This window comes from Caballeronia catudaia (assembly GCF_001544755.2).
GTDB lineage: Bacteria > Pseudomonadota > Gammaproteobacteria > Burkholderiales > Burkholderiaceae > Caballeronia > Caballeronia catudaia.
The window spans coordinates 18,742-36,148 of record NZ_FCOF02000013.1; the positions used below are offsets into that span (position 1 = coordinate 18,742).

Here is a 17,407-nt window from a genome sequence, read left to right on the forward strand (position 1 = left end):
GGTGACGGCATTATGTGCATGTGCACAAACCCGGTAAAGACAGGCGCGAGTACAAGACTTTTGTCGAGCGGGAAAGAGTGCGGGATCAATGCGCGGCATCCGTCGCCACGCGCATTTGCCTGCGCCGATAGACCGTGTCCCGCGATGCGAGCCAGTAATACACCGGCGACGTCAGCAGCAATCCGACGACCCACGACAGATCCGCACCGTCGAGATACTTCGGCACGGGGCCGGCGTACATCGGCGTGTTCATGAACGGAATCTGCACCGCGATGCCGATCGCATACGCAATCAACGCCTGCGGATTGAAACGGCCATAGATGCCGCCATCCACCTGAAAGATCGACTGGATATCGTATTTCCCTTTGTGAATCACATAGAAGTCGATGAGGTTGATCGCGGTCCACGGCACCAGCACGACGAGCAGCGCGAGCACGAGATCGACGAGATTCGCGACGAAGTTGGTCGATGCGCCGATCGCGCCATAGCAGCACGCAATGAGAATGACGACCGATAGCACCGCGCGCGACTTCGCCGTGGGAATCCAGCGATATGCGAAGGTCTGCAGCGACGTGATCACCGCGAGCACCGCGCCATAGAGGTTCAGCGCGTTATGGCTGATCACGCTCAACAGGAACAACACGAGCATCGGCAAGCCGAGCGGACCGGTGGCGAGCTTCACGGCGTCCATCGCGTCGACGCCGGGCGGCACCGCCAGCACCGCGACCGCGCCGAAGACGAACGCGAGCGTCGAGCCGATCGCGCAGCCGAGATACGTCGCCCAGAACGTCGATGCGACGCGCACGTTGGCCGGCAAATAGCGCGAATAGTCGGAGACGTACGGCGCGAATGCGATCTGCCACAGCGCGGAAAGCGAGACCGTCGCGAGCCAGCCAGCGAAGTCGAAGCCGCCGCGCGTCAGAAAATCGCTCGTCGAGATATGCGTGAAGATATACCCGAAGCCGACGAAAATGCCGATGCCGAGCACCCACGTCCCGATGCGGTTCAGGATATGAATGAAGCGATATCCGATGATGCCGATCAGTCCCGATCCGACCGCGCCGATCACGATGCCCACCGGCACCGATACCGAGTTCTCGATCCCATGCAGCGACTTGCCTGCCAGCACGATATTCGACGCGAAGAAGCCGACATACATCACGCCCGCTATGACAGTGACGAGCAGCGCGCCCCACGAGCCGAATTGCGCGCGGCTCTGGATCATCTGCGGAATGCCCATCTGCGGGCCCTGCGCGGAATGCAGCGCCATCAGCACGCCGCCGACCGCCTGCCCGACGATGATCGCGACGATGCCCCACAACAGATTCAGATGGAAGATCTGCACGCCGAGCGCGCCCGTCACGATCGGCAAGGGCGCGATGTTGCCGCCGAACCATAGCGTGAACAGATCGCGCACTTTCCCGTGACGGTCTTCGGGCGGCACATAGCCGATCGTGTGCTTCTCGATCAATGGAGAAGCGTTGCGTTGCGCAGTAGTCAAAGTCGTCTCCTGTTTGCGCGCGGCAAAGCGAATCCCTGACGCGCGAGGCGTCGTCGGGATTGCTCAGGCGCTTGAAGAAATCAGGCTTTCGTTGAGAGATGGTCCGCGAGTCTTAGCAGCATCGCGTCGCAATCGCGAAGTTGTTCGACGGTCACGTACTCGTCGGGCTTATGGCCCTGATCCATGCTTCCGGGGCCGCATACGATCGTCGGAATGCCGGCCTGGTCGAAGAGACCGCCTTCGGTGCCGAACGCCACCGTGCCGAATTCCGCCGATCCGCTCAATAGCGCGATGAGCCGCGCCGCTTCGCTGTCGGGCGATGTCGCCAGCCCCGGATACGCCGAAAGCGTCTCGACGCGAATGTCGGTGTCGGACTTCACCGCGCGCATCTTCGGCAGCAGCTCGGCGTGCGCGTAGGTTTGGAGATCGTCGGCGACCTTGTTCGCATCGAAGCCCGGCAGCGCGCGCACTTCGAAATCGAACTCGCATTCGGCCGGCACGATATTGAGCGCGCGCCCGCCCTTGATCATGCCCGTCTGCACGGTCGAATACGGCGGATCGAAACGCTCGTCGCGATGCCCCGGTTCCGCCAGGCGCTCGCCGATCTCTTCCAGACGGTTGATGAGACGCGCCGCGTACTGAATCGCGTTGACGCCATACGGCGCATAAGCCGAATGGCACGGCGCGCCCTTCACGTGACAGCGCATCGCGAGCTTGCCCTTGTGACCGAGCACTGGCTTCAGCGCAGTCGGCTCGCCGATGAGACACAGCACCGGTTTGTGCGCGCGCTTTTCCAGCTCGGCGAGCATCGGTCTCACGCCGAGGCATCCGACTTCCTCATCGTATGAAAAAGCCAGATGCACGGGCAGCTTCAGATCGCGTTGCAGAAACACCGGCACCGCCGCCAATACCGAAGCGAGAAAGGCTTTCATATCCGCAGCGCCGCGGCCATACAAGCGTCCGTCCCTTTCGGTGAGACGGAATGCGTCGACGGTCCACGGCTGGCCATCGACCGGCACGACATCCGTATGGCCCGACAACACGATGCCGCCACGATCGCGCGGTCCGATGGTCGCGAAGAGATTCGCCTTCGTGCGCTCCGGGTTATGAAACAGCTCGCATTCGACGCCGCATTTCGCGAGGTAATCGCGAATGAACTCGATCAGTTCGAGATTCGAATCGCGACTGACCGTCGCGAAGCCGATCAAACGTTCGAGCAGAGCGCGGCTCGTCATCTCACTCATCGCCGGGCACTCCGTAGCTCGGCGCGGCAGTCGGATTCAACGCACGGGTCACGTAGTCTTGCATCTGCGGCTTATACGCTTGCCAAAGCGTTTCCAGCTTGCCGATGGGATCATCGTCGGCCCAGTCGACACGCAGATCGACGAGCGGCCAGCTCATCTCGTCCGCGATCTTCAGCGCCGCAGAATGCACCGGCCCCGCTTCGCCGCCCGCCGCCATCGCCGCCTGCATGGCCGCGAGCAGACGGTCCGCGAGATGGCCGGACGCGTTCTCGAATGCGGGAATCATCGCGTCGATCACGTGGATGCCCGCGAGCATGTTGCCCGCCGCGACGCACTGCTTTCCCGCGACCGCGTGATACGTGCCGAGCGCCTGCCTGCCGCTGAAAAACGCGGTGCGGCCTTGCGCATCGATCACCGTCACTTGCCTATATTCGCGCCATTCGCTCCATTCGCTCGCGCCCAATGCGCGATCCAGCGCCGCTGAAGGATCGAGTTTCGCGTGCTCCAGATGATCGAGAATCTGCGGCCCGAGCGCGGGCAGCGTGACGTTCTGCGTCGCGACCGCGCCGATGCCCGCGCGCACCCACGGACAGCGCGCGCCCACCGCGATGCTCGATGAACTGATCGCGATGCCGAGCTGCCCCGTCCGTTCACATCGTCCGACGATAGAAAAAGTCATGTCGTCATGCCTCGCGCGGCGTCCAGCCATCGGGGATGACGGCGATCACGTCGATTTCCATCAGCCATTCCGGCTGGCCGAGCGCGACGACGGTCAGCCCCGTCGAAATCGGAAACACGCCCTTCAGCCACTTGCCGACTTCGCGATACACCGGCTCGCGAAAGCGCACGTCGGTGAGATACGTGGTCGTCTTGACGATGTGCGAGAGGTCGCTGCCCGCTTCTTCGAGCAATTGCTTCACGTTCTTCATCGCCTGCTCGGCCTGCGCGCGCGGATCGCCCAGCCCGACGAGATTGCCCGCGAAATCCGTGCCGATCTGACCGCGCACGTACACGGTATTGCCCGCGCGCACGGCCTGACAGAGGTCGTTGTCGAGCGTTTGATTCGGGTACGTATCCTTCGTGTTGAACATGCGGATACGCGTATGCGTAGGTTGGCTCATCGATGCACCTTGCTTATGGATGGATTGCGTTTCAACTCACCGCGCTTTCGACGCGCTCGACGCCCCCGGCATTCGCGCGCTGTTGCGGCGCGTCGTAATACGCGAGGTATTTGCGCTGCGTGACGATGTGGTCGGCGATATGCTTCGCGTCGTGCCACACGCCCCAGATGAACGCGGAGCCACGGCGCGAGAGCCACGGCAAGCCGAGGAAGTAAATGCCCGGCTCTTTGGCTACACCGCGTTGATGTTTCGGCTTGCCCTTTTCGTCGAAGGCATCGACTTGCAGCCAGTTGAAATCGACGGCATAACCCGTCGCCCAGATGATCGACGTGACGCCTTCCTTCGCGAGATCGAGCGAGAGAATGGGATGCGTCATGCATTCCGGATCGGCGGGAATGTTCCGCGCGTCGGGCTCTTCCGGCAGATCGAGGCCATTGCGGCGCGCATAAGCATCGGCGGCATCGAGCAGCGACAGATAGTTCTCGTCGCCGCGACGAATGTTGTCCGCGAGATCGGCTTCGAACGTGACGGCGGCGCCGTCGAACGATTTTGTCAGTCCGACGAGCGTGATGCCCTGATGCGCGAGTCGCCTGAAGTCCACGGTATGACCGCCGCGCGCACCGCTCACCGCGATCGTCACGTGCTCGCGGCCGGGCTTCATGACTTCCGCGTCCCATTCGCCGAGCACGCCGAGCCACCAGCAGAAGTCGCGTCCGCGATAGCCGCGCGGCGGACGATCGTGCGCGCCCACCGATAAATACACGCGCCGGCCCGCGCGCTGCAATTCATCGGCGATCTGCACGCCCGACGATCCCGCGCCAACGACGAGCACGCCACCTTCGGGCAACTGCTGCGGATTGCGGTAATCGGCGGAATGAATCTGCGTGAGGCGTTCTGTGTCCGGCGCGATCGGCGGTATGACGGGACGCTGAAACGGCCCGGTCGCGACGACCACGCGATTGGCTTCGATCGTTCCGTCAGACGTATCGACGGTGAAGCCCGGCCGCCCCGCATTGCGCACGACCTTCCTGACTTCGACGCCGGTGCGGATGGGCGCATCGAACTTTCTTGCATAGTCGACGAAGTAATCCGCGACCTGTTCTTTCGATGCAAAACCGTCCGGGTCGAAGTCCGCGAATTCGAGATTCGGGAAACGATCGTGCCAGGCGGGGCCATTCGCGACGAGCGAATCCCATCGGCCGGTGCGCCAGCGTTCGGCGATGCGATCGCGTTCCAGCACGAGATGCGGCACGCCGAGCTTGCTCAGATGTTCGCTCATCGCGACGCCGGCTTGTCCCGCGCCGACCACGAGCGTGTCGATAGTCGTTGTTTCCACTGTCATGGCTATGTCTCCGTGATGCCTTCGTGAAAATCTACGCGCCCCGACAGAATCCGAAAAATATATTTAAAAAATGCAAAGCATCGGATTTGACTATGCAATGATTTTTGAGCACTTCACAATGCGGCGGATCGGACCTTCAGGCTGAATCGATCGTATGGAAAGCCATCCTTTGCGCTATTCGCTGCGTCAGTTGCGCTATTTCGTCGTGACTGCGGAAGCCTTGTCATTCACCGCCGCGGCGAGAAGACTGCATATCTCGCAGCCGTCTATCTCGACCGCGCTCGCGGATCTCGAAGCATCGTTCGGCGTGCAGCTATTCATTCGCCACCACGCGAGCGGCCTGTCGCTGACGCAGGCGGGCCGCGATCTGCTCGGGCAAGCCCGCAATCTGCTGAAGATCGCGGAAGAACTGCAAATGGCCGCCAAGGAAATGGATGGCGGCATGACCGGCTCCATCGCATTGGGTTGTCTCGTGTCGCTTGCACCGCCGTTGATGCCGGGGCTCATCAGCCGCTTCACCGCCGGACACGCGGGCATTTCGTTTCGCACGGTGGAAGCGCATCAGGACGGTTTGCTGCGCGGCCTGCACGACGGCTCGCTCGATATCGCGCTGACATATAGCCTCGACCTCACCGAAGATATCGCATTCACGCCGCTGCTTTCCTTGCCGCCGTATGCGATCCTGCCGAAGACACATCGGCTTGCGCGCGCGCGTAAAGTCTCGCTCGCCGACTTACTGCCCGAGCCTTACGTGATGCTGGACTTGCCGCATAGCCGCGAGTATTTCGCCGCGCTCTTCGATGCGGTCGGCAGCCGTCCGGTGCCCGCGTTCCGTTCGTCTCAACCGGAAGTCGTGCGCGGCATGGTGGCGAACGGACTCGGCTATAGCATCCTCAATTTTCCGCTCAAATCGAATCGCACGGTGGACGGTGAAGACTTCGTGATTAAGCGCTTCAAGGACAACGTCAATGCGACGACGCTAGGCATCGCGCAGTCGCGCACGATGCGTCCGCGGCAAGTCGTGCATCGCTTCTCTTCGTTTTGCGAGACGTATATCCGGCGCCTGCATATCGATACGTAACGGCGAAAGTTATCCGCGCTGCATAGGGAAAAGCTTTGCTTTGTATCCGAAAACAATATTTTGGCTGGCAAATTGGCTTGATAGATTGATGTCCATGTCAAGCGCAAACGCCTTGAAACCTTGCGTTGGCGCGCTTCCCGGCAATGAGACACGGAGGGCTTCATGGCAAGCACGATCGCGGTGCAAACGCTCATCGGCGAGTTGCAGTCGAATTGCGAACGATCATTCAGCGATGCGCGCGCCATGCCGCCCGGTGTCTATACATCGCCCGAGTTTCTAAGCCTCGAAGAGCGCGAAATCTTCGAGCGCGAATGGCAATGCGTCGGCCGCGCGAGTTCCTTGAAAGAGCCCGGCGACTATCTGACGGCGCAGATCGGCGCGCAGCCCGTCGTCGTGTTGCGCGACGAACAGATGCAGCTCAAGGCGATGTCGAATGTATGCCTGCATCGCATGTCGGTGCTGCTCGAAGGGCGCGGCAACAAGCGCCGCATCGTATGCCCGTATCACGCGTGGAGTTATGGACTCGACGGCGAGCTGAGGGGCGCGCCGCTGATGGACCGGCAAGAAGGCTTCTGCAAGGAAAGCTATCGATTGCCCGCCTTGCGCTGCGAAGAATGGCAAGGCTGGATTTACGTCACGCTCGATCAAAACGCGCCGCCGGTGCATAAGCAGCTCGCCGAATTGAGCGAGCTCATTGGCGCGTATGGCATGACGGACTACATCGAAACTTTCTATGAAGAGCACGTTTGGGATACGAACTGGAAGATCCTTGCGGAAAACTTCATGGAAAGCTATCACTTGCCGATGCTGCATCGCGCAACGGTCGGGCCGCACTCGAAGCTCGAAGAAATGGAATGCCCGCCGGGTTATCCCGCGTTCAACTATCACTGGATCACGAAGGAAGCGAGCCTGCCTATTGGCAACGCGCATCCGGATAACACGCGTCTCGCCGGTCACTGGCGCAAGACGACCGCATTGCTCGCGATCTATCCGACGCATCTCGTCACGCTGACGCCGGGCTATTTCTGGTATCTCGTGCTGCAACCGCGCGGCGTCGGACGCGTGCATATCCGCTTCGGCGGCGGGCTTGCGCCGGAATTCATCGCCGACGCAGAAGCCAACGCGCACATGACCACACTCAAAAAGCTGCTCGACGAAGTGAACGCGGAAGACAGGCGCGGCGTGGAAGCCGTGTTTCGCGGCGTGCATGCGCCGCTCGCCAAGCCCGGCAATCTGAGCCATCTCGAACGGCCGAATTACGACTTCGCGCGCTATATCGCGGCGAAGCTCGCACGGCATTGAAGACAGGACGCGATCACGATGTCAGACCCTTCCTTCATCTCCTTCGCGGGCGTGAGCAAATCGTATGACGGCACGCATTACGTCGTGGAGGACTTGAACCTCGACGTGCGCAAAGGGGAATTCCTGTCGCTGCTCGGGCCGTCCGGTTCGGGCAAGACGACCACGCTCATGATGCTCGCGGGCTTCGAATCGCCGACGCAAGGCGAGATCCGTCTCGACGGCAGGCGTCTGGACGACAAGCCGCCGCATCAGCGCGACATCGGCATGGTGTTTCAGAACTACGCGCTCTTTCCGCATCTGACGATCGCGGAAAACGTCGCGTTTCCGCTTTCCGTGCGGCGCGTGAGCCGCGCCGAGCAGAAGACGCGCGTGAAGCGCGCGCTGGACATGATCGAACTGCCGCATCTCGCGAACCGGCGTCCCGCGCAGCTTTCCGGCGGCCAGCAGCAGCGCGTGGCGCTCGCGCGCGCACTCGTGTTCGAGCCGAGCGTCGTGCTGATGGACGAGCCGCTCGGCGCGCTCGACAAACGTCTGCGTGAAACGATGCAATACGAAATCATGCGCCTGCATCGCGAGCTTGCGCTGACGATCGTCTACGTGACGCACGATCAGGCCGAAGCGCTGACGATGTCCGACCGCGTCGCCGTCTTTTCCGATGGCCGCATCCAGCAGGCCGCCACGCCGAGCGAGCTGTACGAGAACGCGCAGAACGCATTCGTCGCGAACTTCGTCGGCGAGAACAATGGTTTGATCGGGCGCGTCGTCGGTGCGAACGACGAATGGGCGACGCTCGCGCTCTCCGATGGCAGCGTCATTCGCGGACGTTGCGAGCACGGCCTGCGCGCGGGCGACGAAGCGATGCTCGCGCTGCGCCCCGAGCGCGCGCACATTGCTGGCGCGCAAGGCATGCACGCCGATGAACACAGCAACGTCGTGCGCGCGCGTGTCGAAGAGCTCGTGTATTGCGGCGATCATCATCGCGTGCATCTGAAGCTCGGCCCGCGCGATGCGCTCGTGGTGAAGGTGCCCAACACGCAGCGTCATGCGTTGCCCCAGGCGGGCAGCACGATCGACATCGCCTGGCGTCACGACGATTGCAAGATCCTCGCGATGATGGCGCCAAAGAGCGCCCCCGCGATCGAACCCACCACCCCGCCGTCACCTTCCCTCATCTCGACCGCACCCGCAGGAGCCAACTGACATGCGCACTCACATCAAAGCACAATGCGCCGCACTCGCCGTCATCGCGTTCGCAACGGCATCGACTTATGCGGCGGAGACGCTCTCCGTCGTGACCTTCGGCGGCGCGTATGAAGCAGCCGCGAAGAAGGCTTATTTCGATCCGTTCACGCAGGCGACCGGCATCAACTTCTCGACTGAATCGTATGACGGCGGCCTCGCGAAACTCTCCGCGATGGAGCAGGCGAAGAACACGACGTGGGACTTGATCGACCTCGAAACCAACGACGCGATCACCGCATGCGATGAAGGTCTGCTCATGAAGTTCGACAAGAAATTGCTCGGCAACACGAGCGATTTCATCCCCGGCTCGATCAGCGATTGCGCGGTCGCGAGCATGGTCTGGTCGACGGTCTACGCCTACGACGCGAGCAAGATGAAGACGCCGCCCGCGACCGTCAACGACTTCTTCGATCTGCAGAAATTCCCCGGCAAGCGCGGGCTGCGCAAGTCGCCGAAGGTGTCGATGGAATGGGCGCTGATCGCCGATGGCGTCGATCCGAAAGACGTGTACAAGGTGCTCGCCACGCCCGCGGGCGTCGATCGCGCGTTCAAGAAGCTCGACACGATCAAGAAGAACATCGTGTGGTGGGAGTCGGGCGCCCAGGCGCCGCAACTGCTCGCGGACGGCGCGGTCGTGATGACGCAGGTCTACAACGGCCGCATCGACGATGCCGCGAAGAAGGAGAACAAGCCCTTCAAGGCCGTGTGGGACGCGCAGGTCTACGACTTCGAATGGTGGGGCATTCCCACGGGCGCGAAGCACGCGGATTCGGCCGCGAAGTTCATCGTATCGGCTTCGCAGCCGAAGGCGTATGCGGATTTGTCGAAGTACATCGCGTATGCGCCGCCGCGCAAGGATGCGATCGCGCTCATCGACAAGCAGCGTCTCGCCGATCTTCCGACCGCGCCGGATAACTTCAAGCGCGCCGTGCAGATCAACGCGAACTTCTGGGCCGATAACGCCGATCAGATCAACAAGCGGTTTCAGGTGTGGCTGACGCAATAACGCTGAGAGAATCGACATGCCTGCATCGATCCACGCCAACGCCGCCGGTTCGCTGACGAAAGCCGATGGCCGCGCTTCGTATCGAAGAACGCAGCGCCGTGCATCGGTGCAGGCGTTGTTGCTTGCCTTGCCGCTGATCGTGTTTCTGCTGTCGACGTTCATCGCGCCGATCGCGCTCTTGCTCGCGCGCAGCGTCGAGAACCGGGAAGTCCCGGACAGCATGCCGGCGCTGTCCCGCGCGCTCGATACGTGGGACGGGCGCGGCGTCCCCGATGAACGCACGTTTGCGTTGCTCGCCGCCGGGTTGAAAGATGCGCAGCAGAGCGGCCAGCTCGGCACCGTCGCGCGCCGGCTCAACTTCGCGCAACCGGAGTTTCGCAGCCTCCTGATGCGCAGCGCGCGCAGCATTCGCGATGAATCGCCCGCCGCATGGAAGCCCGCATTGATCGCGCTCGATGAACGCTGGAATTCGCCGGAGATCTGGCGTCTGTTGAAGCGTGCAGCGGCATCGCCGACGCCGGACTATCTGCTCGCCGCCGTCGATGCGCAAGTGACGCCGCAAGGCAATGTCGCATTCGTGCCGGATAACTCCTCGGTGTATCGACAGGCGTTTTTGCGCACGATTTCCATCAGCGCGTCGGTCACGCTGCTGTGCCTCGTACTGGGTTATCCGGTCGCATGGCTGCTCGCCAATCTGCCCGCGCGAAGCAGCAACCGTCTGATGCTCTTCGTGATCGTGCCGTTCTGGACGTCGCTGCTCGTGCGCACGACGGCGTGGTACGTGCTGCTGCAACCGGGCGGCGTCATCAACGGCCTGCTGACGGGACTCGGCCTCGCGACGCATCCGTTGCCGCTCATCTTCAATCGCACGGGCGTGTTGATCGGCATGACGCACGTGCTGCTGCCGTACATGATTCTCGCAATCTATTCGGTGATGAAAGGCGTGTCGCCGGTGTATGTGCGCGCGGCGCAATCGCTGGGCGCGCATCCGTTCACCGCGTTCGTGCGCGTCTATATTCCGCAGACGCTGCCGGGCGTGGGCGCGGGCTGCTTTCTGGTGTTCGTGCTGGCACTCGGCTACTACATCACGCCCGCGCTGCTCGGCGGCGCAGGCGATGAAATGATCAGTCAACTGATCGCATTGCAGACGAACACGCAACTCAACTGGGGGCTCGCGGGCGCGCTGTCCGCGTATCTCGTGATCTTCACGGCGATCTTCTATTTCCTGTTCAACCGGATCGTCGGCATCGATCGCTTGCGTTTCGGTTAAGGAGCCTGCTTTCATGCCAGAACAACGCAACAGGGTGTTGACCGAGCGCATTGCGTCGCGATGGGTGCGCCTGCATACCGCGCTCGTGCTGTTCTTCCTCGTCGCACCGATTCTCGCGATCATTCCGCTGTCGTTCAATTCGGGATCGTATTTCTCGTATCCGTTGCAGGGCTTTTCGCTGCGCTGGTACGAGCAGGCGCTGACGAGCCCGGACTGGCAGCGCTCGCTTCTGAACAGCATCGGCATCGGCGCGGCATCGACGTTGATCGCCACGTGTCTCGGCACGCTCGCGGCGCTGGGCTTGTCGCGCACGCAGTTTCCAATGCGCTCGATCATCATGCCGATCATCATCTCGCCGATGATCGTGCCGATCGTCGTCGTCGCGGCGGGCTTCTATCTGATCTTCGCGCCGCTCGGGCTGGTGAATTCGTATCCCGGGGTGATACTCGCGCATGCGGCGCTTGGCACGCCATTTGTGGTGATCACCGTGACGGCTTCGTTGCTTTCGTTCGATCAGAGTCTCTTGCGGGCGGCGTCGGGGTTGGGCGCGAAGCCGTGGGTCGCGTTTCGGCGCGTGACGTTGCCGTTGATTACGCCCGCGGTCGCTACGGGCAGCGTGTTTGCTTTTGCGACTTCGTTCGATGAAGTTATCGTGATTCTTTTTATCGGCGGGCCGGATCAGCGCACCGTGCCGCGGCAGATGTGGAGCGGGATTCGCGATTCGATCGATCCGTCGATACTTGCTGTCGCGACCATGCTTATCGTGTTTGCTGTTTTGCTGTTTGCGAGTATTAATTGGTTGCGGGGGCGGGCGGCTGAGGCTAGCCGTGGGCTCGTTTGATTGCTTTTGCTGTGGCTTTTCGCTGGTCCCGTTTTCGTGTCGGTTTATTAGCGTTGCCCCTATGCGGGGCGGCAGTCACTTTCTTTGCTGCTGCAAAGAAAGTAACCAAAGAAACAGCTATCCCCAGCCTAAGCACTTCACACCGGCCGCGGCACAGGCGATTGGCTGAATGGCCCCCAGAGTAGCCAGTGCTCTCGAAGGTCCAATCGGGCGTGGACCGCGCACGGTCTGACAAGCCATAACGTTGAGCGCGCTGGTTCAGCACGAAATAGCATCGGCAAAGCGCTACGCGCTGCCGTCGGGTATGCAAGGGAAACCACGCGGATGCATACGCAGACGTGCACGCACAAGCAAACCCGATTGACCGGTCGGCCGCGAAGCGGGCTGGAGCTTGCAAGGGCTGAACCAGCGAACTAAGCGGCGCGATGAGTCAGACCGTGCGCGATCCAAGCCGCGCGAGTTTTGTGAGGGCACTCGCTACTGCTGGACCAAGAGAGCAGTTCTGTGCCGCGGCCGGCCTGAAGTGCTTAGGCTGGGGATAGCTGTTTCTTTGGTTACTTTCTTTGCAGCAGCAAAGAAAGTGACTGCCGCCCCGCACAGGGGCGACGCCAATAGACCGACACGAAAACGGGATCCATCGAAAAACGAAATCCAAATCGAAACCAAAGACCCTTAAACCACAGCTTCGGCCCGCCGCGGCAACATCCGATCGAACTCGCGCTTCACGATGCCGTAACACTCACAAGCACGCTCTTCCAATCCCGCACGATCCAGAATCTTGATGCAGCCGCGGCTGTGATGAATCAGCCCCGCATCGTGCAGCTTGCCAGCAGCTTCGGTCACGCCTTCACGGCGCACGCCAAGCATGTCGGCGATCATCTGCTGTGTCACGCGCAGCTGATCGTTCGGCGTGCGATCCGTCTGAATCAACAGCCAGCGGCACAGTTGCTTCGACAACGAGTGATGACGGTTGCACGCAGCCGTCTGCGCGACTTGCGTCAGCAGGGCTTGCATATACAGCAGCATCACGCGGCGCAGGAAGTCCGAGCGCCCGAAAGCCTCGCGCAACGCGCCCGCGCTCATGCGATACGCAACGCCCGCGCATTGCACCTGAACGCGCGTGGGCATCGTATCGCCGCCCGTGAGCACCGGAACGCCCGACATCCCTTCGCGGCCCACTGCCGCGACCTCGACGGAGCCGCCGTCTTCCATCGTATGCAGCAGCGAAATGATCGCCGTGGTCGGGAAGTAGACGTGATGAATGCGTTGTCCCGAATCGCACAGCAACTGCTCCGTGCGCAACTGGACGAGTTCGAGGTGAGGCGCGATAGCGGCCCATTCTTGCGGCGGAAGCGCGCCCAACAGATGGTTGCCGTGCAGGTCTGATTGAAGTGTCAACATTTTCTTTTTTCTCGTACGTGTGCGCTTGGCGCTTTCGTTTTCTTCCGGCTCGCAACAGGATCCGTGCATGCATCTGACGGCGTACATCGAATCCTGTTGCGACCAGCCCCGTAGCACGAACCCGCCGCTTGTTGTCGTTGGGGATGCGGTGATCTTCGTGCGTGGTCGTACATTAGCGAGAGCCGTGCCAACGCGCGCCAATCCTTATACCTGTGAGGGTTTGCGCGATTCGTGGGCCAACGCTCGTTATCGTCCGACGAACTGCGAGCAAAAGTGATTCATTCATGAAAAGCGGTCCTCATACGGATCGCGCCTCGCGCCCGATATGCGCCAAACGTTTTCCTCTGCGGATTGCCCCGCCAGCATGGGCGCGGGCGATTCATCCCGACGCGCAAACTCCATCCTTCGCGTGTGTGAAACCCTTGCCACCGTGGAAACAGCCCGGGCGCCAAAAACGTTGCATACGTGGTTAGCGTCCGCGGGCGCGGCGGCTATAGGCGTGGCGTAGCGCACCCTGGAAACCTTGTACGACGGGCCTGCGCGGGATTCGCTCAAGGACAGGCAACGCGCCACTCGTGATCGGGGGCGGATTCCCGGCGCGCGGAAAAATGTTGCATTGCTTATACGGACGCACGCCGTCCTTCGGCGTCGGCGCCGAAATCTTTACTCCGCGAACGTGATTCATGCAACGTCGAACATGCGTCGTTTGTGTTCAGCGAGCGCCGGAGGCACCATGCGTGACATACCTTCTTTGATCCGCAATGGAGCGAGGACATGAACGAAGCCATCGAGACCGGCGTGAAAACCGATACGGCCATCGACCTGAAGGGCCGGGTATCGATCTATCAGCCCGAGCAGGAAGGCCTGATCTTCCCCGAGCTGCCGACGTTTTCCAGCCATGCGGAACATCGCCGGTATCTGAAGGAGCGGCTCGTCGCCGCATGCCGCGCGTTTGCGCAGCAAGGCTTCGATTACGGTTTCGCGGGCCACCTCACCGTGCGCGACCCGGAGCATCCGTCGCTTTACTGGACGAATCCGATGGCCGTTCACTTCGCACAAGTGAAAGTGTCGAACCTGATCTGCGCCGATCATCAGGGAAAAGTGGTCGAAGGCCGCCACGCGGTCAACCGCGCGGGCTTCGTGCTGCATGCGGCCGTGCATGAGCAGCATCGGGACATCGTCGCGATGTGCCACGCGCATACCGTCCACGGCACCGCGTTCGCGGCGCTCGGCAAGCCGCTCGCTCCAGTTTCGCAGGACGCATGCGCGTTCTTCGAGGACCATGTCGTGATCGGCGATGAAGCAGGCAAGGTGGCGGTCGAAGTGAAGGGCGGCAACAAGGTCGCCAATGCGTTCCAGGGCGTGAAGGCCGCGATCCACCAGAATCATGGCTTGCTGACGGCGAGCCGTCACAGCATCGATTCGGCGGCGTTCTGGTTCATCGCGCTGGAGCGCTGCTGCCAGCAACAGTTGATGATCGAAGCGACGGGCATCGCGCCGAGGCTCGTGCCCGAAGAGCGCGCGCGCTATAGCCGCGAGCATGTGGGCAGCGATTACATCGGCTGGCTGCATTTTCAGACGATCTGGAACGATCTCGTCGCTACGCAGCCGGATATGTTCGAGTGACGCAGCGCGAGCCGCATCGACTTTTTTGTATGATGGCGGACCATCCACCTACGACGACACCAGGGACCATCGCCATGACCGCCGCAACGCAATTCGACCAGGTTTCCGTTATCAAGCGCGCCAACGTCTACTTCGACGGCAAGTGCGTGTCGCACACCGTTCTCTTCGCCGACGGCACCAGAAAAACGCTCGGCGTGATCCTGCCCGGCACGCTCAACTTCGGCACCGACGCGCCCGAGCTCATGGAAGTCCAGGCGGGCCAATGCCGCATCCGTCTGACCGGCAGCGACGAATGGAAGACGTATGGCGCGGGTGAGTCGTTTTCGGTGCCGGGCAAGAGCCGCTTCGATATCGACGTGACCGAAACGCTCGATTACGTCTGCAGCTATCTCTGATCGACCTTCGAAGCGCTTTCCTGCGGTCGAGAATCAGTTCGAGGTGACGGACCGGCCGGTCGGGCAAGAAGCGGGCGAATCGCAAGCTGTCCAATTTTTAGCGATGTCCACGTTTCGTGTACAATCGCCAAAACTGGACATCCGGACTTTCCGATGCCGCCGCTAGCCGACGATCACCATCTCGAACAAATGGCCGAAGCCGCCGCCGCCGCTTTCAGCGATGCGACCGGCCTCGCCGCCCGCCGCGTCGCAACGCCGAAGCGCGGCAACTACGACGCCGCGATCGAATTTCGCATCGGCGGGGCGCGCTTCAAGCGTCCGGTGACCGTGAAGGAAAACATCGACAGAGTCGGAGCGCTGTCAGCCTTCACCGCTTTATGCGCGAGTTGGTGCTCGCCGACAAGGCCGCTGCTCGTCACTACGCATCTTTCGCCCGACATGATCCGCGCGTGCCGCGAACTGGGCGTCGATGCGCTCGACCTCGCCGGCAACGCGAGTCTCGTCGAGGACGATAGCGTCGTGATCGTCTCGGGCCGTCCGCGCGTGGCGCAGAGCAAAGCACGCCGCTCCGGAACCTGGACCAGATCCACGCTGCGCGTCACGCTCGCGCTGCTCATCACGCCCGCGCTGCTCGCGCGCGGTTATCGAGATATCGCGCAACACGCGGGCGTCAGCCACGGCACGGTGCAGAACGCGGTGCGCGCGCTCATCGATCATCGCGACGTGTTCGAGCGGCCCGATGGACGCGGCCTGCAATTCGCCGACCGGGAACGGCTGATCGACGAATGGGTCACGCTGTATCCGCGGCAATTGCGCGAATCGCTGCTGATCGGGCGCTATCGAGCCGAAACAAACGACTGGTGGCGCGACGTGCCGGCTTTGCCGGGTCAATGCCAGTTCGGCGGCGAGCCCGCCGCGGCCATACTCACGGAATATTTGAAACCGGCGACGGTCACCGCCTATTGCGCAGATGCCGTCCCACGCGAGTGGATCATGCAGGCACGGCTGCGGCCCGAACCGGCCGGGAACGTCGAATTCCTGCGCGCGCCCGTCGCGCTCGCGCCCGTCGACGGACTGCCGCCGAACGTCGTCGCACCGCTCATCGTGTACGCCGATCTCGTCGCGAGCGGCGACCCGCGCAATCTCGAAACCGCCAGGATGCTGCGTGAACGCTACCTTGCCGCTTGAACTGCTGCCGCACCGGCCGATGGCCGCATCGACCGTCACGATGCTGCGCGAAGTCGTCGCCGCTTCCGGTGCGACGCAGATCGCGTGGTTCGTCGGCGGTGCGAGCGCGCGCGACATCCTGCTCACGCACGTCCACGATATCGAAGCGACGCGCGCAACCGCCGATATCGACATCGGCGTTTCGATACGAAGCTGGACCGGCCACGACGCGCTGCGGCGCGCGCTCCTCGCATCGGGCAACTTCGCCGCGCCGAAAGGCTCGGCGCATCGGCTGAACTACAGCGCCCCGGCGACCCGTGAGCGCACGTGGCTCGATATCGTGCCATTCGGCGGCGTGCAGGACGCACAAGGCGAAATTGCGTGGCCGCCCGACGGCGCCGTGCGCATGAACGTCGCGGGCTTCCGGCAGGCGCTCGATGCCGCGATTCCCGTTCGCATCGCGGCAGATCTCGTCGTGCCGGTCGCGTCGCTGCCCGCTCAGGCGATGCTCAAGATCATCGCGTGGCAGGACCGGCACGCGGCCGACCGCAAGGACGCGATCGACCTGCTCTTTCTGATGGCGCATTACGAGCAAGCCGGCAATCGGGACCGTCTCTATGCCGATGCCTTCGATCTCGTCGAGCGCCACGGTTTCGATCCGGAAATCGCCGGCGCCGCACTTCTGGGCCGCGACACGGCGGCGCTCGTCGATGAAGACGTCCGCGCGCAAATTCTCGCCATCTTGCGCCCGGACGATCCCGCGCCGCCGATCCTCACGCACATGCTCGGCTCGCGCACGCCGGTCTTCGACGACCACACGTCGGAACGCGTCGCCGCGTTGTTCGACGCATTCCGCGAAGCCTTTTAG

The 17,407-nt window shown here is 62.2% G+C and carries 16 protein-coding genes; 10 read left to right on the top strand and 6 right to left on the bottom strand.

Annotation, left to right across the window (positions count from 1 at the left end):
- Positions 1–85 precede the first annotated feature (85 nt).
- The 5 genes from AWB75_RS16040 to AWB75_RS16060 all read right to left on the bottom strand — a co-directional run bounded on the left by AWB75_RS16040 (position 86) and on the right by AWB75_RS16060 (position 5,208).
- Positions 86–1,501, bottom strand: a complete 1,416-nt coding sequence (locus AWB75_RS16040) for a purine-cytosine permease family protein (RefSeq protein WP_096031696.1) — start codon at positions 1,499–1,501, stop codon at positions 86–88.
- An 80-nt stretch (positions 1,502–1,581) separates the two neighbouring features.
- Entirely contained in the window at positions 1,582–2,745 is a 1,164-nt protein-coding gene (gene argE, locus AWB75_RS16045) for an acetylornithine deacetylase (RefSeq protein WP_061125081.1), read from the bottom strand.
- Positions 2,738–3,424 carry a DUF1028 domain-containing protein gene (locus AWB75_RS16050; RefSeq protein WP_061125204.1) on the bottom strand — a complete coding sequence of 229 codons (687 nt, stop codon included), beginning with the start codon at positions 3,422–3,424 and terminating at the stop codon, positions 2,738–2,740. The genes argE and AWB75_RS16050 overlap by 8 nt, the downstream gene beginning before the upstream one ends.
- A 4-nt stretch (positions 3,425–3,428) precedes the next feature.
- Entirely contained in the window at positions 3,429–3,866 is a 438-nt protein-coding gene (locus tag AWB75_RS16055; RefSeq protein ID WP_061125082.1) for a RidA family protein, read from the bottom strand.
- A 31-nt stretch (positions 3,867–3,897) separates the two neighbouring features.
- Positions 3,898–5,208, bottom strand: coding sequence for a flavin-containing monooxygenase (locus AWB75_RS16060; protein ID WP_061125083.1), 1,311 nt, complete (start codon positions 5,206–5,208; stop codon positions 3,898–3,900).
- 154 nt (positions 5,209–5,362) lie between these two features.
- On the opposite strand from AWB75_RS16060, the gene AWB75_RS16065 reads away from it, so the two are divergent.
- From AWB75_RS16065 to AWB75_RS16090, 6 genes are all read left to right on the top strand, one after another.
- Positions 5,363–6,289: a LysR family transcriptional regulator gene (locus AWB75_RS16065; protein ID WP_061125084.1), complete on the top strand. Its 927-nt coding sequence runs from the start codon at positions 5,363–5,365 to the stop codon at positions 6,287–6,289.
- Between the two features lie 162 nt (positions 6,290–6,451).
- Positions 6,452–7,591, top strand: a complete 1,140-nt coding sequence (locus tag AWB75_RS16070) for an aromatic ring-hydroxylating oxygenase subunit alpha (protein WP_061125085.1) — start codon at positions 6,452–6,454, stop codon at positions 7,589–7,591.
- An 18-nt stretch (positions 7,592–7,609) separates the two neighbouring features.
- Positions 7,610–8,791 carry an ABC transporter ATP-binding protein gene (locus tag AWB75_RS16075; RefSeq protein WP_061125086.1) on the top strand — a complete coding sequence of 394 codons (1,182 nt, stop codon included), beginning with the start codon at positions 7,610–7,612 and terminating at the stop codon, positions 8,789–8,791.
- A 1-nt stretch (position 8,792) separates the two neighbouring features.
- The gene (locus AWB75_RS16080) at positions 8,793–9,839 is read left to right on the top strand and encodes an ABC transporter substrate-binding protein (RefSeq protein ID WP_061125087.1); all 1,047 of its coding nucleotides are present in this window, start codon (positions 8,793–8,795) and stop codon (positions 9,837–9,839) included.
- A gap of 16 nt (positions 9,840–9,855) precedes the next feature.
- Positions 9,856–11,109, top strand: a complete 1,254-nt coding sequence (locus AWB75_RS16085; RefSeq protein ID WP_061125088.1) for an ABC transporter permease — start codon at positions 9,856–9,858, stop codon at positions 11,107–11,109.
- A gap of 13 nt (positions 11,110–11,122) precedes the next feature.
- On the top strand, positions 11,123–11,950 hold the full coding sequence (locus AWB75_RS16090; RefSeq protein WP_061125089.1) for an ABC transporter permease: 828 nt from the start codon (positions 11,123–11,125) through the stop codon (positions 11,948–11,950).
- Between the two features lie 672 nt (positions 11,951–12,622).
- On the opposite strand, the gene AWB75_RS16095 is transcribed toward AWB75_RS16090, so the two are convergent.
- Positions 12,623–13,351 (bottom strand): Crp/Fnr family transcriptional regulator, encoded by a 729-nt coding sequence (locus AWB75_RS16095; protein WP_061125205.1) that lies wholly within the window; start codon positions 13,349–13,351, stop codon positions 12,623–12,625.
- A gap of 774 nt (positions 13,352–14,125) precedes the next feature.
- On the opposite strand from AWB75_RS16095, the gene AWB75_RS16100 reads away from it, so the two are divergent.
- The 4 genes from AWB75_RS16100 to AWB75_RS16115 all read left to right on the top strand — a co-directional run bounded on the left by AWB75_RS16100 (position 14,126) and on the right by AWB75_RS16115 (position 17,407).
- On the top strand, positions 14,126–14,977 hold the full coding sequence (locus tag AWB75_RS16100) for a class II aldolase/adducin family protein (RefSeq protein ID WP_061125090.1): 852 nt from the start codon (positions 14,126–14,128) through the stop codon (positions 14,975–14,977).
- Between the two features lie 74 nt (positions 14,978–15,051).
- Positions 15,052–15,372 carry a pyrimidine/purine nucleoside phosphorylase gene (gene ppnP / locus AWB75_RS16105; RefSeq protein WP_061125091.1) on the top strand — a complete coding sequence of 107 codons (321 nt, stop codon included), beginning with the start codon at positions 15,052–15,054 and terminating at the stop codon, positions 15,370–15,372.
- A gap of 153 nt (positions 15,373–15,525) precedes the next feature.
- The gene (locus tag AWB75_RS16110) at positions 15,526–16,560 is read left to right on the top strand and encodes a type IV toxin-antitoxin system AbiEi family antitoxin (protein WP_061125092.1); all 1,035 of its coding nucleotides are present in this window, start codon (positions 15,526–15,528) and stop codon (positions 16,558–16,560) included.
- Positions 16,538–17,407, top strand: a complete 870-nt coding sequence (locus AWB75_RS16115; protein WP_061125093.1) for a nucleotidyl transferase AbiEii/AbiGii toxin family protein — start codon at positions 16,538–16,540, stop codon at positions 17,405–17,407. Before AWB75_RS16110 ends, AWB75_RS16115 begins: the two co-directional genes overlap by 23 nt.

Bases quoted from the DNA above. Each gene is read 5' to 3' on its own strand.
- ppnP (WP_061125091.1), top strand. From the start codon at position 15,052: ATGACCGCCGCAACGCAATTCGACCAGGTTTCCGTTATCAAGCGCGCC.
- argE (WP_061125081.1), bottom strand. From the start codon at position 2,745: ATGAGTGAGATGACGAGCCGCGCTCTGCTCGAACGTTTGATCGGCTTC.
- AWB75_RS16100 (WP_061125090.1), top strand. From the start codon at position 14,126: ATGAACGAAGCCATCGAGACCGGCGTGAAAACCGATACGGCCATCGAC.
- AWB75_RS16080 (WP_061125087.1), top strand. From the start codon at position 8,793: ATGCGCACTCACATCAAAGCACAATGCGCCGCACTCGCCGTCATCGCG.
- AWB75_RS16085 (WP_061125088.1), top strand. From the start codon at position 9,856: ATGCCTGCATCGATCCACGCCAACGCCGCCGGTTCGCTGACGAAAGCC.
- AWB75_RS16060 (WP_061125083.1), bottom strand. From the start codon at position 5,208: ATGACAGTGGAAACAACGACTATCGACACGCTCGTGGTCGGCGCGGGA.
- AWB75_RS16095 (WP_061125205.1), bottom strand. From the start codon at position 13,351: ATGTTGACACTTCAATCAGACCTGCACGGCAACCATCTGTTGGGCGCG.
- AWB75_RS16090 (WP_061125089.1), top strand. From the start codon at position 11,123: ATGCCAGAACAACGCAACAGGGTGTTGACCGAGCGCATTGCGTCGCGA.
- AWB75_RS16070 (WP_061125085.1), top strand. From the start codon at position 6,452: ATGGCAAGCACGATCGCGGTGCAAACGCTCATCGGCGAGTTGCAGTCG.
- AWB75_RS16110 (WP_061125092.1), top strand. From the start codon at position 15,526: ATGCCGCCGCTAGCCGACGATCACCATCTCGAACAAATGGCCGAAGCC.
- AWB75_RS16055 (WP_061125082.1), bottom strand. From the start codon at position 3,866: ATGAGCCAACCTACGCATACGCGTATCCGCATGTTCAACACGAAGGAT.
- AWB75_RS16075 (WP_061125086.1), top strand. From the start codon at position 7,610: ATGTCAGACCCTTCCTTCATCTCCTTCGCGGGCGTGAGCAAATCGTAT.
- AWB75_RS16065 (WP_061125084.1), top strand. From the start codon at position 5,363: ATGGAAAGCCATCCTTTGCGCTATTCGCTGCGTCAGTTGCGCTATTTC.
- AWB75_RS16050 (WP_061125204.1), bottom strand. From the start codon at position 3,424: ATGACTTTTTCTATCGTCGGACGATGTGAACGGACGGGGCAGCTCGGC.